The 14,462-nt window shown below is 64.4% G+C and carries 12 protein-coding genes and 1 pseudogene; 7 read left to right on the top strand and 6 right to left on the bottom strand.

The features are described from left to right. Window positions 1–20 precede the first annotated feature (20 nt). On the bottom strand, window positions 21–509 hold the full coding sequence (locus A5906_RS02630; RefSeq protein WP_080134037.1) for an MmcB family DNA repair protein: 489 nt from the start codon (window positions 507–509) through the stop codon (window positions 21–23). A 264-nt stretch (window positions 510–773) separates the two neighbouring features. On the opposite strand from A5906_RS02630, the gene A5906_RS02635 reads away from it, so the two are divergent. Then, a complete protein-coding gene (locus tag A5906_RS02635; protein WP_080133691.1) occupies window positions 774–2,474 on the top strand; it encodes an alpha-amylase family protein in 1,701 nt (566 codons plus the stop codon). 166 nt (window positions 2,475–2,640) lie between these two features. Here the strand turns inward: A5906_RS02635 and A5906_RS02640 are convergent, their stop codons facing one another. Further along, window positions 2,641–4,239 carry an alpha-amylase family glycosyl hydrolase gene (locus tag A5906_RS02640; protein ID WP_080133692.1) on the bottom strand — a complete coding sequence of 533 codons (1,599 nt, stop codon included), beginning with the start codon at window positions 4,237–4,239 and terminating at the stop codon, window positions 2,641–2,643. A gap of 161 nt (window positions 4,240–4,400) precedes the next feature. Between A5906_RS02640 and A5906_RS02645 the strand changes: the two genes are divergently transcribed. Beyond that, window positions 4,401–5,069 (top strand): MBL fold metallo-hydrolase, encoded by a 669-nt coding sequence (locus tag A5906_RS02645; RefSeq protein WP_080133693.1) that lies wholly within the window; start codon window positions 4,401–4,403, stop codon window positions 5,067–5,069. Between the two features lie 83 nt (window positions 5,070–5,152). Here A5906_RS02645 and A5906_RS02650 read toward each other — a convergent pair whose 3' ends face one another. Next, entirely contained in the window at window positions 5,153–5,518 is a 366-nt protein-coding gene (locus tag A5906_RS02650) for a winged helix-turn-helix transcriptional regulator (RefSeq protein WP_080133694.1), read from the bottom strand. 131 nt (window positions 5,519–5,649) lie between these two features. On the opposite strand from A5906_RS02650, the gene A5906_RS02655 reads away from it, so the two are divergent. Beyond that, the gene (locus A5906_RS02655; RefSeq protein ID WP_245326563.1) at window positions 5,650–5,952 is read left to right on the top strand and encodes a hypothetical protein; all 303 of its coding nucleotides are present in this window, start codon (window positions 5,650–5,652) and stop codon (window positions 5,950–5,952) included. A gap of 84 nt (window positions 5,953–6,036) precedes the next feature. Here A5906_RS02655 and A5906_RS02660 read toward each other — a convergent pair whose 3' ends face one another. Next, entirely contained in the window at window positions 6,037–7,206 is a 1,170-nt protein-coding gene (locus A5906_RS02660) for an extracellular catalytic domain type 1 short-chain-length polyhydroxyalkanoate depolymerase (protein ID WP_080134038.1), read from the bottom strand. A gap of 141 nt (window positions 7,207–7,347) precedes the next feature. Continuing rightward, window positions 7,348–8,760, bottom strand: a complete 1,413-nt coding sequence (locus tag A5906_RS02665; RefSeq protein ID WP_080133696.1) for an MFS transporter — start codon at window positions 8,758–8,760, stop codon at window positions 7,348–7,350. Between the two features lie 160 nt (window positions 8,761–8,920). Between A5906_RS02665 and A5906_RS43705 the strand changes: the two genes are divergently transcribed. The 4 genes and pseudogenes from A5906_RS43705 to A5906_RS02680 all read left to right on the top strand — a co-directional run. Next, window positions 8,921–9,726, top strand: an 806-nt coding sequence (locus A5906_RS43705) for an FAD-dependent oxidoreductase (RefSeq protein ID WP_245326585.1), incomplete at its 3' end; no start/stop codon positions are given. A gap of 1 nt (window position 9,727) precedes the next feature. After that, window positions 9,728–10,295: pseudogene (locus A5906_RS43715) on the top strand (FAD-dependent oxidoreductase); the annotation flags it as partial. Window positions 10,296–10,685: 390 nt separating this feature from the next. After that, a complete protein-coding gene (locus A5906_RS02675; RefSeq protein ID WP_080133697.1) occupies window positions 10,686–11,921 on the top strand; it encodes an LLM class flavin-dependent oxidoreductase in 1,236 nt (411 codons plus the stop codon). A 125-nt stretch (window positions 11,922–12,046) separates the two neighbouring features. Further along, on the top strand, window positions 12,047–13,420 hold the full coding sequence (locus tag A5906_RS02680; RefSeq protein WP_080133698.1) for a cytochrome P450: 1,374 nt from the start codon (window positions 12,047–12,049) through the stop codon (window positions 13,418–13,420). Window positions 13,421–13,525: 105 nt separating this feature from the next. Here the strand turns inward: A5906_RS02680 and A5906_RS02685 are convergent, their stop codons facing one another. After that, entirely contained in the window at window positions 13,526–14,365 is an 840-nt protein-coding gene (locus A5906_RS02685) for an SDR family NAD(P)-dependent oxidoreductase (protein ID WP_080133699.1), read from the bottom strand. Window positions 14,366–14,462 lie beyond the last annotated feature (97 nt).

A 14,462-nucleotide genomic window follows, 5' to 3' on the forward strand; every position in this document is an offset into this window, starting at 1 on the left:
ATCCGGGACACGAACCCGGCCTACCCCCAGAAATCCGCGTGTCCCTGCGGATCGACCAGGCGGTTGATCCGCAAGGCCGCTGCCATCCCGAAACGCACCGTCATCTGCTTGCGCGTAGCGGCGGCGAGCTTGTGCTCGGGTGCTTCGCAATGCATGTGCGCGCCGTAGGCGTCGGCGATGATCAGGCCGGTGTCTTCAGGAAAAATCTCGCAGGGCAGATCCTGCGTGAAGGCGAAGAACAGCCGGTCGCAATGGGCGCGGTATTCGTGCCATTTCTGGTCGGCGCGCAAATCCTCGACCGACGATTTGATCTCGACGATCCAGATCTCGCCGCGCTCGTTCAGCGCCACGAGATCGGCACGCCGGCCCGACGGCAGCGGCAATTCGCTGATGCAAGAGAAGTCGAGCGAACGGAGCAGCCGCGCCGTGCCGCGCGCGATAGCGAGCGCCGTTTCGGACTGGCGACGGTCAGGCGGCGGCACGAGGGTGATGCGGGCGGTGTTGTCCATGGGCGGAGGATAGCCGATTCCATTTCGCCCGTCATTCCGGGGCGCGCGCAGCGCGAGCCCGGAATCCATAACCGCAGGAAGCGGTTGTGGAGCGAAGGCGGCAACTCAGAATCTTCGCCAAACTCAATCCTGTGGCTGGGTCCCGGGCTCGCGCCAAGTAGCGCGCCCCCGGGACGACAGCAGTGTGAGGCGCGGGAACCTCCCCTTCCCCACGCACTTATCACGCAGCCGCCGTACCTCGGCGGAACCAACGGCCGCGCGCGCATGATCGACGATCTCTGGTACAAGAACGGCGTGATCTACTGCCTGTCCGTCGGCTCCTACATGGACGCCGACGGCGACGGCGTCGGCGACTTCAAGGGGCTGTTGCGCCGGCTCGATTATCTGCACGGGCTCGGCATCACCACGATCTGGCTGATGCCGTTCCAGACCTCGCCCGGCCGCGACGACGGCTACGACGTCGCCGACTATTACAGCGTCGATTCCCGCTACGGCACGCTCGGCGACTTCGTCGAGTTCGCCCATGGCTGCAAGCAGCGCGGCATCCGCATCATCATCGACCTCGTCGTCAACCACACCTCGGATCAGCACCACTGGTTCAAGGAAGCGCGGCGCGACAAGAACTCGCCCTATCGCGACTGGTATGTGTGGTCGGACAAGAAGCCGGCCGGCGCCAACAAGGGCATGGTGTTTCCCGGCGTGCAGAAATCGACCTGGACGCGCGACAAGGAGGCCGGCGCGTATTACTTCCATCGCTTCTACGACTTCCAGCCCGATCTCAACACCTCGAACCCGCATGTGCAGGCCGAAATCCTGAAGATCATGGGCTTCTGGATCCAGCTCGGCGTCTCCGGCTTCCGCATGGACGCGGTGCCCTTCATCATCGCCACCAAGGGCGCGGAGGTGAAGAAGCCGGTCGAGCAGTATGACATGCTGCGCGCGTTCCGCGAATTCCTGCAATGGCGACAGGGCGACGCCATCATCCTCGCCGAAGCCAACGTGCTGCCGAAAACCGACATGGAATATTTCGGGCGCGACGGCGACCGCATGCACATGATGTTCAACTTCCACGTCAACCAGCATCTGTTCTACGCGCTGGCTTCGGCCGACTCGCGTCCACTGGCTAAGGCGCTGAAGGCGACCAAGCCTCGCCCAGCCTCGGCGCAGTGGGGCCTGTTCCTGCGCAATCACGACGAGCTCGATCTCGGACGATTGACCAAGGCGCAGCGCGAGGTCGTGTTCAAATGCTTCGGACCCGACAAGGACATGCAGCTCTACGACCGCGGCATCCGCCGCCGCCTCGCGCCGATGCTCGGCGGTGACCGCCGGCGGCTCGAGCTCGCCTACAGCCTGATGTGCACGCTGCCGGGAACGCCCGTCATCCGCTACGGCGACGAGATCGCGATGGGCGACGATCTCTCGCAGCCCGAGCGCAATTGCGCGCGCACACCGATGCAATGGTCGACCGAACCGCATGGCGGCTTCACCAAGAGCGACAAGCCGGCCTGCCCTGTCATCGACGGGGGACCCTACGGCTTTCCGCACGTCAATGTCGCAAAACAGCGGCGCGATCCCAACTCGATGCTGAACTGGACCGAACGCATCGTGCGCATGCGGAAAGAAGTGCCGGAGGTCGGCTGGGGCGACTTCACGGTGATCCCGATGCGCGATCCCGCCGTGTTCATCATGCGCTACGACTGGCGCAACAATTCGGTGCTGTTCGTGCACAATCTCGACGAGAAGCCGCGCGAGATCGCGTTCTCGGCAGGGTTATCGGGCGAGGCCGGCGCGCATCTGATCAATCTGCTCGCGGAAGACCACAGCCACGCCGACAAGCGCGGCCAGCACCGCGTCGTGCTGGAGCCGTATGGCTATCGCTGGTATCGCGTCGGCGGGCTGGATTATCTGCTGAAGCGGAGTGATATCGACGAGAACACGGCGCGGGGGAAGAAGCATCCGGGGTAGGTCGAGGTGCCGTAATTTGCTCCGCCGTTTCAACGGTCCATTGCGAGCGCAGCAAAGCAATCCAGAATCATTCCGCGTTGACCGTCGGGATTGCTTCGCTGCGCTCGCAATGGCGGGGAGATAGCGGTGGCCCTCTCCTCGGCCGTTCTCTTGGCGAAGGCCGAGATCAGGCCGGCGGCTGCACGAGCACCCCTTCATTCCCCCGCAGATCCAGCACACCCTCCAGCCTCTCCCCCTCACGATCCAGGAACGTCGACAGCAAGATTTCGCTGCCGAAGCGGATTGCGCTGGTCGTCACGGCGATCGGCTCCGGGCCGAGATTGAGCACGACGATCACCGCCTTGCCGCCGGCGACGCGGCGATAGATCAGCAGGTCGCCTTGCGCGGCGATCGGGTGGTAGTCGCCGGCGACCAGCGGCGGGCAATTCTTCCGTAACGCGATCAGGCGCTTGTAGAGGCTGAGAATCGAGCGCGGATCGGCTTCGAGATTGGCGACGTTGTCGCGGATATGATCCTCGGGCAGCGGCAGCCACGGCCTCGCTTCCGAGAAACCGGCGAAGTTGGACGAGTCCCACTGCATCGGCGTGCGGCAGCCGTCGCGGCCGACGCCGATGCCGGGGACGTTTTTCTCGAAGGGATCGCGCACATCCTCCGGCGCGATCGCAAGCTGGTGCATGCCGATCTCGTCGCCGTAATAGAGCGTCGGCGTACCGCGCAGGGTCAGCAGCAGCATCGCGGCGACGCGGCCCTGCTCGGGGCCGACACGGCTCGCCACGCGCGGACGGTCGTGGTTGCCGAGCACCCAATTCGGCCAGGCGCCGCGCGGCAGTGCCTTCTCGTAATCCTCGACGATCGTCTCGATCGAGCGCGCGCTCCAGAAGGTCGAGAGCAGCGCGAAATTGAACGGCATCTGCGCGCCGGTGAGATCGTTGCCGTAATAGGCCATGAGGCGGTGCAGCGGCAGGTAGATCTCGCCGATCAGCACGCGGGCAGAATACGCATCGGTGACGCGCCGCATCTCGGCGATCACGTCATGCACCTCGTCCTGGTCGGTGGAATATTGCGTCAGGATCTTTTCATGCGGCGGCCGGCCCTCGACGTAATGCGGGTTCGGCGGATTGTCGCGAAACTCGGCGTCCTTGATCAGGTGCCAGATCACGTCGACGCGAAAGCCGTCGACGCCCTTCTCCAGCCAGAACCGCATCACGTCGTAGATCGCGGCGCGAACATCCGGGTTGCGCCAGTTGAGATCGGGCTGCTGGGCGAGGAAGGCGTGGTAGTAATATTGCCCCGTGGTCTCGTCGAATTGCCACGCGCTGCCGCCGAATTCGGACAGCCAGTTGTTCGGCGCGCTGCCATCGGGCTTGGGATCGCGCCAGATGTACCAGTCGCGCTTGGGATTGTCCCGCGAGGCGCGACTCTCGACGAACCAGGGATGCTGGCTTGATGTGTGGTTGGGCACGAGGTCGAGGATCAGCTTCAGGCCGTTGTCATGGGCCGCCGCGAGCAGCGCGTCGAAATCCGCCATCGTGCCGAACAGCGGATCGATACCGGCATAGTCGGAGATGTCGTAGCCGAAATCGGCCATCGGCGAGGGGAAGATCGGCGACAGCCAGATCGCGTCGACGCCGAGCGATTTCACATATGGCAGCCGCTTCAGAATGCCGGCGAGGTCGCCGACACCGTCACCGTCGCTGTCCTGAAAGGAGCGCGGATAGATCTGATAGAAGATGCCGTCGCGCCACCAGTTTTCGCCGTGAGCCATGTCGGAATGCCATCCAAAGACTGCCTCTCGCGCAAGAGAACGCGGGAGCAACGCCCCGGTTCAGATTGGCGAGCCAATTGGGACGGCCGTGTGACCTGTTCCCCGCGCCGGCGGGCGAATCTTTTGCTTGGCGGCATGGCAAAAATCGGCATTGTGGCGCCATGACCGAGCAAAATGACAACATGCCCAAGGCGGGCGCGATCATCGTCCCCGTGACGCTGTTCGAGCAGAACTGCACCATCATCTGGGACGAGCCGAGCAAGAAGGCCGTGGTGATCGATCCCGGCGGCGACGTTCCGAAGATCCTGGACGCGATCAAGCAGACCGGCGTCACCGTGGAGAAGATCTGGCTGACCCACGGTCATATCGACCATGTCGGCGGCGCGGCGGATTTGCGCGATGCACTGAAGGTGCCTATCGAGGGGCCGCATCAGGCCGACAAGTTCCTGCTCGACAACGTGGTCGAGAGCGGCGCGCGCTTCGGCATGACGGGTGTGCGTAATTTCGCGCCGGACCGCTGGCTCGAGGAAGGCCACAGCGTGTCGATCGGCGGCCTGTCGTTCGACATCCTGCACTGCCCGGGCCACTCGCCGGGCAGCGTGGTGTTCTTCAACAAGGACTTGCGCTTTGCCCATGTCGGCGACGTCCTGTTCGCGGGCTCGGTGGGGCGCACGGACCTGCCCGGCGGCAGTCACGCCACGCTGATCAACTCGATTCTGACGAAGTTGCTGCCGCTCGGCGACGATGTCGGCTTCATCTGCGGCCACGGCGCCGGCTCGAGCATCGGCCAGGAGCGGATGACCAATCCGTTCATCACCGGCGAGACGTAGGCGCTTTCTTGCTTGAGCATGATCTGATCGGAAAACCGCTTCACACTTTGCGCTAGCGCGGCCCTTCAGGTCCGGATCATGCCCTATTCAGCAGCCTCGGTGAGCACGGGCTCGCCGAGGTTTCGCTCGCCCCATTCGCGGATCGCCGCGACGACGGGGACAAAGCTCTTTCCCTTCCGCGTCAGGCGATACTCGACCTTCGGCGGCACCTCGCCGAAATCCTTGCGGTCGATCAGGCCGCTCATCGTCAGCGCCTTCAATTCGCGGCTGAGCACGCGCGGGGTGATCTCGGCACTGCCTTCAGCGCCGCGCAGCAGGCCGCTCCTGATCTCGCCGTAGCGGCGCGGGCCGTCCTTGAGATCCCAGACAATGCGCAGCTTGTACTTGCCGCTGATCATCTTCTGAAACGCCGCAACCGGACAGGTGCGTGCGGGTGAAGTCTTTGCCATGTCGTTTCCTCCATGTGCGCGATGAGGATAGGAGCAACGGCGAAAAAGTCCATACTATCAATTTTGTCCGTACTTGCAGGATCGTATCCGGCGCGCAGATGATGACGCACATGACGAACAGGGAGCGTCACATGAAGCATTTCATGATCAGCTACCAATTCAAGAACGGCACAACCGAGGCCTGGCACCAGGAGATCGGCCGCTTCATCAAGGCGATCGACGGCGATCCGGAGCTGAAGGGGCGGATCGGTTATCGCGTCCTGAAGGCCCGCGACGACGGCGCCTATTTTCATCTTGCCAGCGTCAGCGACGATGCCGCGCAGAAAGCTCTGCAGTCCCGCGACTTCTTCAGGGCCTATCAGGAGATGACGCGAAAGGTCGCCGGCGGCGAGGTGACGGTGACGCCGATCGAGGTGATCGACGCGACCGGGTAGCCACGCACTGTGCCGTCCCGGACAAGCGTCAGCGCAGATCCGGGATGACGGCAGGATTTGTGTCGCTTGCGGGACGACGCGGGGCTACTTCATCAATCCCGCGGCGGTCAGCGCGCGGGTGATGATCTGGCCGAGATCGAAGCCGCGAGCCTGCTCGTGCTTCGGCTCGGCCGTCTGCTCGGCAACGGCAGAGCGGATCGAGCGGGCAAGATGCGGCGCGGGCGTCAGCGCCGGCTTTGCGGGCTTTGCCTCCGCCCTCTTCTTCGCGTCCGCAATCCATCCCGTCAGGCCGAAGAATTTTGCGATGTGATAGGACGAGGAGATGCCGGCCTCGATCAGGAACGCGCCTTCGATGCCGTAGCGCTGGTCGTTGTCGGCAAGGCCAAGCGGCGTGCCGTGGGCCATGTCGGTGATGGCGTAGGATTCGACCAGCGTCTCGCCGTCCTTGTTCCACCAGGCCTGGCGCGGATAGCCGTCGACATGGGTCTCCGCCATCGGCACCGCCGGCAGATCGTGCAGGTCGAGCCACTGCTTGACGATTTCGTTGGCATTGCCGGGATTGACGGTGCGGTCGGCGCTGCCGTGCCATACCGACATCTTCGGCCAGGGACCACGATGATCGGAGGCGTTGCGCACGAGATCGCCGAGCTCGCGTGCGGGCCGCGCCGGCGAATGAAACATGCCCTCCAGCGCCTCGCGCAGATTCGAGGCGATGCCGTAGGGCAGGCCGGCAATGACCGCGCCTGCGGCAAAAACTTCCGGATAGGTCGCGAGCATCACCGACGTCATGCCGCCGCCGGCCGAGAGGCCCGTGATGAAGACGCGCCGGGGATCGATGCGATGTGCCTCGACCATGTGCGCGATCATCTCGCGGATCGAGCGCGCCTCACCGCTATCCCGCGCGGTGTCTTCCGGATTGAACCAGTTGAAGCAGGTGTTGCCGTTGTTGATGCGCTGTTGCTCGGGCATCAGCAACGCGAAGCCGTAATGCCGCGCGAGCGTCGACCAGCCGGCGCCGAGATCGTAGGCCGCTGCCGTCTGGCCGCAGCCATGCAGCACGACGACCAGCGCGCGCGGCTTCTGCAACTGCGCCGGCACGAACGCGAACATGCGCAAGGCGCCGGGATTGTCGCCGAAACCGGTGACCTCTTGCAGCGGGCTGGATGAATCCGGGCTGCGGCCGAACTCGGCAAAGCGCAGACTGTCCAGCTTCGGCAGACGTCTCAACAATTCGACATTTCTGGCTAACGACACGGCAGCTTCCTGGTGGGCGACGTTCAACGTACAGCCCAACCAGATAGTTGCTGCATTGCGAAATAAAAAGGCCGTATGCTGTCGATCGCGCGAAAATCACTGGAAATTCAGCAGGAATCCGCACGTATTAACCGCAATGCCTCAACTTGATGCAGATGCGCGGCGCATCCACGTCAGAAATGCGGTGCAGATCATGATTAACGTCACAAACAACGCGAGCGAGACGAGAAATCCTGCGCGTGCTGATTGCAAAGATTCGATGGCAAAGAACACCGCGCCGATTGCGGCCACTCCGGCCGCATTTCCGATCTGTGCTGTCGTACCGTACATGCCGGAGGCCGAGCCTGCGGCGACAGGTCTTACCGTCGCGAGCACTGCACCTGATAACGGCGCCATCACGAGTCCCTGACCATAGCCGAAGATGATCATGGCGAGCGCAAGCGCGAGCGGTGTCGGCGCGTCAACGCAGAATGCAACAAGTGCAAGCACGCCAAGACCTGCGATCTGCAGCACACAGCCTTCGATCAGGACCTTGGTGCCGCGATGCCGCGCCCGCGCGCCACTGTGGCGCGAGGCCACGACGAAGGCGACCGCGAGCGGAACGAAGGCCATGCCGGCGGCGAGCGGCGGAATTTTCAGGCCGCGCTGCATGAATAGCGTCATGACCAGATAGAACGAGAGATTGGCGAGGAAAAAGAAGAACGCCGCGCCAAGGCCACGCAGGAAGGCGGTGTCCGCCAGCAGCATCAGATCGATCAGCGGCATGCCGCCGGCGCGCGCGACGCCATGCTCGAGCTTCAGGAATGCCAGCAGGATGGCGACGCCGATCACCATCACCGCCCCTAGCCACGGCGTCCAGCCGACATCATGACCGAACAGCAGCGGCCCGATCAGGCACAGCAGCCCTGCGAACAACACCACGCTGCCCTTGACGTCGAGCCGCGTGCCCGCCCGTCGCGGCACCGACGGCATGATGCGCCAGGCGGCCGCGGCGATGGCCAGGCCGCAGGGCACGTTGACGAAGAACACAGAGCGCCAGCCGGTGCCGGCGAGATCGAGCGTGACGAGGAGGCCGCCGAGCAGGAAGCCCGCGGCGCCCGCAAGCCCGAGCACGATGCCGTAGACGGCGAAGGCGCGGTTGCGCGACTCGTCGGTGAACAGCAGATGCAGCGTCGCCAGCACCTGCGGCACCATCAGTGCCGCGGTCGCCCCCTGCGCCAGCCGCGCGACGATCAATTCGACGCCGGATTGCGCAAGGCCGCACCACAGCGAGGTTGCCGTGAAGCCGAGGACGCCGACAAGGAAGATAGTCTTGGTGCCGTGGATGTCGCCGAGCCGTCCGCCGGTGACGACCAGCGTGGCATAGGCGATCAGATAGATCGCGATGACTGATTCGATCTGCGCCGGCGTCGCATGCAGGTCGACGGCGATGGTGGGAATGGCGACGTTCACGATGAAGGCATCGACGCCGAACATGAACTGGGCCGCGACGACGATGGCGAGCACCCACCAGCGGCGGGTCGAATCGATCGGCTTTGTGACGGTTTGATGCATCTTGGCGCTAACCTTCGGCGATTCAATTGCAGGCAAAACTCGCAGATCGCCGTCATCCGCGCGATTACCTCGGAGGTAGGACGTGCTTTCCCCTTGCCGCATTGGCCCGATTGCTGCATGTCGGTTCCCGCTGGATTTGCAGGGGTTCGGAAGTCTTCCGATGTACGACTACGACATGGTGGTGATCGGATCGGGCCCCTCGGGGCGCCGGGCCGCGGTGCAATGCGCCAAGCTCGGCAAGTCCGTGCTGGTGGTGGAGAAGGGCCGGCGGGTCGGCGGCGTTTCCGTCCACACCGGCACCATTCCCTCGAAGACGCTACGCGAGACCGTGCTGAACCTGTCGGGCTGGCGCGAGCGCGGCTTTTACGGCCGCTCCTACCGGGTGAAGCAGGACATCGCGGCCAGCGACCTGATGACCCGGCTGCAGAAGACGCTCGATCACGAGGTCGAGGTCTTGGAGCATCAGTTCAGCCGTAACCTCGTGCGCACGGCCAACGGGGAGGCGCGCCTGGTCTCGCCGCACGAGGTCGCGATCACCAGTGCGATCGGCGAGACCAAGACCGTGTCCGCCGCCTTCATCCTGATCGCCTGCGGCACGCGGCCGTTCCGGCCCGACTATGTGCCGTTCGACGGCACCACCGTGCTCGACAGCGACGAGATCATCGAGCTGCCAAAGCTGCCGCGCAGCCTGGCTGTGATCGGCGCCGGCGTGATCGGCGTCGAATATGCCACCATCTTCAGCGCGCTCGACGTTCCCGTGACGCTGATCGAACCGCGGCCGACCTTCCTCGATTTCATCGACAAGGAATTGATCGACGAGTTCATGCATGAGCTGCGCGACCGCAATGTCGCGCTGCGGCTCGGCTCCAAGGTCACCTCGATCGAGAAGACGGCGCAGGGCCACATCGTCACGCATCTGTCCGACGGTCGGCACGTCACGACGGAAATGCTGCTGTTCGCGGCGGGNCCGCCTCAATCTCGAGACCGCCGGCATCGCCGTCGACCATCGCGGCCGTATCACGGTCGATCCGGTGACCTTGCAGACCAGCGTGCCGCACATCTACGCCGCCGGCGACGTGATCGGCTTTCCGAGCCTTGCCTCGACCTCGATGGAGCAGGGCCGCGTCGCCGCCTGCCATGCGCTCGGCATGGAGCCCCTGGCGCCGCCGGAATTCTTTCCCTACGGCATCTATTCGGTGCCGGAGATCTCGACCGCCGGCCTCACCGAGGAAGAGGTGCGCACGCGCGGCATTCCCTACGAGGTCGGCATCGCCCGCTTCCGCGAGACCTCGCGCGGCCACATCATGGGGCTGAACAGCGGCATGATGAAGATGATCTTCTCGACCAAAACGCGCCGCCTGCTCGGCGTGCATATTCTGGGCGAAGGCGCCACCGAGCTGATCCATATCGGCCAGGCCGTGCTCAACCTCAAAGGCACAATCGACTATTTCATCCAGAACACGTTCAACTATCCGACGCTGGCGGAAGCGTACAAGATCGCCGGGCTGGATGCGTGGAACAGGATGACGCGGTGATCTTTCGCCCGAGGCCGGAATTCAAACGCAGTTTGAATTCCGAGTGAGGGGGAGTCTCCGCGGGTCGTACGCCCATTGCAATGACGCCTTCTCAACACGTCATTGCGAGCGCAGCCAAGCAATCCAGAATCCCTGCGCGAAAAGACTCTGGATTGCTTCGCTGCGCTCGCAATGACGGTTGCAGCACCTCGGAAACACAATGACCTCCGTTCTCGCGGAGAGAAGCCCCTCACCCCAACCCTCTGCCCGTAAGAACGGGGAGAGGGAGAAGAGGCAGCGTCAGCGCATGCCTGCATTCCACTGCGCGGGACATCACGCGATTGCGTTCGCTTTCGCCACCACGTAGCCTGATCGCTTCAACAAACAGAAAATTCAACCGGAGAGAACGCCATGGCGCGCCTGAAGTTCGGAGCCTTCCTTGCCCCGCATCACCCGATCGGGGAGCATCCGATGCTGCAGTTCCGGCGCGATCTCGACCTGGTCGAGCAGCTGGATGCGCTCGGCTATGACGAGTTCTGGTGCGGCGAGCACCATTCCTCCGGATGGGAGATGATCGCTTCGCCCGAGATGTTCTTGGCCGCAGCCGGCGAGCGCACCAAGCGGATCAAGCTCGGCACCGGCGTGGTCTCGCTGCCCTATCACCACCCCTTCAACGTCGCCCAGCGCATGGTGCAGCTCGACCATATGACCGGCGGCCGCGCCATCTTCGGCTCCGGCCCCGGCGCGCTGGCTTCCGACGCGCACACGCTCGGCATCGACCCGATGACGCAGCGCGACCGCCAGGACGAGGCGATCGGCGTGATCCGCCGCCTGTTCAACGGCGAGCGCGTCACCGCGAAGAGCGACTGGTTCACCATGAACGATGCCGCGCTCCAGATCCTCCCCTTGCAGGAGGAGATGCCGTTCGTGGTGGCCTCGCAGATCTCGCCGTCAGGCATGACGCTCGCCGGCAAATACGGCATCGGCATCATCTCGCTGGGCTCGATGACCACGCAGGGCCTGATGTCGCTGCAACAGCAATGGCAGTTCGCCGAAGACGCCGCGAAGAAGCACGGCACCAAGGTCAACCGCGCCGACTGGCGCGTGCTCTTGACCTTCCACATCGCCGAGAGCCGCGAGCAGGCCCGCAAGGAGGCCGGCGCCGGGCTGATGCGCTGGCACAACGAATATAATGTCGGCACGCTGCAACGGCCCGGCCTGACCGCATTCTCCTCGCCGGATGAGGCCGTGGACAAGACCGCCTTCGTCGAAGGCGCCGCGTCCACCATCGGCACGCCCGAGGACCTCGTCAAAACCATCAAGAACGTGATGCAGGTCTCCGGCGGCGTCGGCGCCATCATCGGCTTCGTGCACGACTGGGCCAATCCGGAAGCCACGCGCCGGAGCTGGGACATGGTGGCGCGCTATGTCGTGCCGGAGATCAACGGCTACATCGACGGCCTGCGCAGGTCGCAGAAATTCGTGATCGAGAACCGTGCGATCTTCGAGCGCGCGGGCCAGGCCGTGATGGCCAAGATCATGGAGAACGAGAAGGCCGCCGAGGCGCTGAAGGTGACCGGCCCGGGCCGCGTCGCGATTCCCGCGGTCAACGCTCCGGACCTGCAGAAGGAAGCGGCAAAGCGGTAGGCGGCCTCTGTCGTTCCGGCCTACTGCGCAAATGCGCACGGTGGCCGGGATGACGATGGCGTGATTGCGCGCAAGACGACCCCGATGTGCTATGCAGGCCGGGTCAGCCTACCGGAGCAATCCTCATGTCGATGCAGAATGTCGCCCCTGCGCTTCCGTTCACCGCCCCCAAGCGCAACGAGCTGACGCACATCCCCGGCGACGAAGGCTGGCCGATCATCGGCAAGACCTTTCAGGTGCTCGCCGACCCCAAGGGGCATATCGAGGCGAACGGCGCCAAATACGGACCGGTCTACCGAACGCATTTTTTCGGCGAGACCAACGTCGTGCTGCTCGGGCCCGAGGCCAACGAGCTCGTGATGTTCGACCAGCAGAAGCTGTTCTCCTCGACCCATGGCTGGAACAAGGTGCTCGGCCGGCTGTTTCCGCGCGGGCTGATGATGCTCGATTTCGACGAGCACCGGCTGCATCGCAAGACGCTGTCGGTCGCGTTCAAGTCCGGGCCGATGAAATCCTATCTCGGCGATCTCGATCGCGGCATTGCCGCGCGTGTCGCACAATGGAAGGCCAGGCCCGGCGAGATGCGGCTTTATCCGGCGATGAAGCAGCTCACGCTCGATCTCGCCGCGGCGTCCTTCCTCGGCGCCGATATCGGCCCGGAGGTCGACGAGATCAACCGCGCCTTTGTCGACATGGTCGCAGCCTCCGTCTCGCCGGTTCGCCGCCCCCTGCCCGGCAGCCAGATGTCGCGAGGGGTGAAGGGACGCAAGCGCATCGTCGCCTATTTCCGCCAGCAGATCCCGCTCCGCCGCGGCAATCACGGCGGCGACGATTTGTTCTCGCAGCTCTGCCGCGCCACCCACGAGGATGGCGCGCTGCTGTCCGAGCAGGACATCATCGACCACATGAGCTTCCTGATGATGGCCGCGCACGACACGCTGACCTCCTCGCTGACCTCCTTCATCGGCGAGCTCGCCGCCAACCCGGACTGGCAGGACAGGTTGCGCGCGGAGGTCCTGGCGCTCGGGCTCGCCCCTGATGCGCCGAGCAGCTTCGACGATCTCGAAAAGATGCCGCTGTCGGAGATGGCATTCAAGGAAGCGCTGCGGATCAAGCCGCCGGTGCCCTCGATGCCGCGCCGCGCCATGCGCGATTTCACCTTCAGGGGCTATATGATTCCCGCCGGCACCGCGATCGGCGTCAATCCGCTCTACACCCATCACATGAAGGACATCTGGCCCGAGCCGGACCGCTTCGATCCCTTGCGTTTCACCGAGGAAGCCCAGCGTGGCCGCCACCGCTTCGCCTTCGTGCCGTTCGGCGGAGGCGCGCATATGTGCCTCGGCCTGCACTTCGCCTATATGCAGGCCAAGTGCTTCGCGCGACACTTCCTGCAGAACATCGAGGTGTCGCTGGAGCCGGGCTACAAGCCGGACTGGCAGATGTGGCCGATCCCGAAGCCGCGGGACGGGCTAAGGGTCAGGGTGAAGGCGGTGTGAATTAGTCCACCGTCATTCCGGGGCGCACGAAGTGCGAACCCGAAATCTCGAGGTTCCGGGTTCGATGCTTCGCATCGCCCCGGAACGACGACAGATCATCCGTCCCTACGTCCCCTGATCAAATGCCTTGCGCAGCGCCGACAAGCCCTGCTGCTGCTGGCTCCAGTTGCGGCCGCCGGTCATGGCGCCGTCGATGACGAGGTCGTGGCCGTTGATGAAGCTGGATTCGTCGCTGGCCAGGAACACCGCGGCATAGGCGATGTCGTCGGGAAGACCTGCGCGCGGGATCGGTTGCGCGGTCTTGTAGACCTCGCGCATCACCGCGGGCGTCTTCTCCGCGGCATCGGTCGACAGCCCCAGCGCCTTGCCGAAAATGCCGGTCGCGATCGCGCCGGGCGAGATCGAGTTGACGCGGACGTTGGATTCGCCGAGCTCCATCGCCACGCATTTGGTGAGATGGATCACCGCGGCCTTGGCCGCGCCATAGACGATGGACGAGGAAAACCCGGCGAGGCGGCCGGCGATGCTGCCATTGTTGATGATGCTCCCGGACCCCTGCTTCTTCATATGGGGCGCGGCGTGCTTCATGCCGAGCATGACGCTGCGCACCAAGGTCGCCATCGCCGCGTCGAACCGTTCGACCTCGAGCCCCTCGATGCCGCCGGTCTGCGCCGGGCCGCCGGCATTGTTGAACAGGCAGTCGATCCGGCCGAACTTCTCCACCGCGAGGGCGATCAGCGCCTGCATCTGCGCTTCGACGGTCACGTCGGTCTGGCGGAAAACGCAGTCGGCCCCGAGCTGCCTCGCCAGCGCCTCGCCTTCCGGTATGCGCCGCCCGGCGATCACAATTTTGGCACCTTCGGCAACGAAGACTTCCGCAGTCCGCAATCCGATCCCGCTCGTCGCGCCCGTGATCACCGCCACCTTGCCGTCCAGCCTGCCCATGGAATGTCCCTGCTTTCGAACCCCTTGACGCCAAATGGCGAACACCGATCGACGACGGCGCCGCGACAGAAGGCGCCGCGACGGTCACTATTCCTGC

This window comes from Bradyrhizobium sacchari (assembly GCF_002068095.1).
Taxonomy (GTDB): Bacteria; Pseudomonadota; Alphaproteobacteria; order Rhizobiales; family Xanthobacteraceae; genus Bradyrhizobium; species Bradyrhizobium sacchari.

Bases quoted from the DNA above. Each gene is read 5' to 3' on its own strand.
- A5906_RS02630 (WP_080134037.1), bottom strand. From the start codon at position 509: ATGGACAACACCGCCCGCATCACCCTCGTGCCGCCGCCTGACCGTCGC.
- A5906_RS02635 (WP_080133691.1), top strand. From the start codon at position 774: ATGATCGACGATCTCTGGTACAAGAACGGCGTGATCTACTGCCTGTCC.
- A5906_RS02640 (WP_080133692.1), bottom strand. From the start codon at position 4,239: ATGGCTCACGGCGAAAACTGGTGGCGCGACGGCATCTTCTATCAGATC.
- A5906_RS02645 (WP_080133693.1), top strand. From the start codon at position 4,401: ATGACCGAGCAAAATGACAACATGCCCAAGGCGGGCGCGATCATCGTC.
- A5906_RS02650 (WP_080133694.1), bottom strand. From the start codon at position 5,518: ATGGCAAAGACTTCACCCGCACGCACCTGTCCGGTTGCGGCGTTTCAG.
- A5906_RS02655 (WP_245326563.1), top strand. From the start codon at position 5,650: ATGAAGCATTTCATGATCAGCTACCAATTCAAGAACGGCACAACCGAG.
- A5906_RS02665 (WP_080133696.1), bottom strand. From the start codon at position 8,760: ATGCATCAAACCGTCACAAAGCCGATCGATTCGACCCGCCGCTGGTGG.
- A5906_RS02675 (WP_080133697.1), top strand. From the start codon at position 10,686: ATGGCGCGCCTGAAGTTCGGAGCCTTCCTTGCCCCGCATCACCCGATC.
- A5906_RS02680 (WP_080133698.1), top strand. From the start codon at position 12,047: ATGTCGATGCAGAATGTCGCCCCTGCGCTTCCGTTCACCGCCCCCAAG.
- A5906_RS02685 (WP_080133699.1), bottom strand. From the start codon at position 14,365: ATGGGCAGGCTGGACGGCAAGGTGGCGGTGATCACGGGCGCGACGAGC.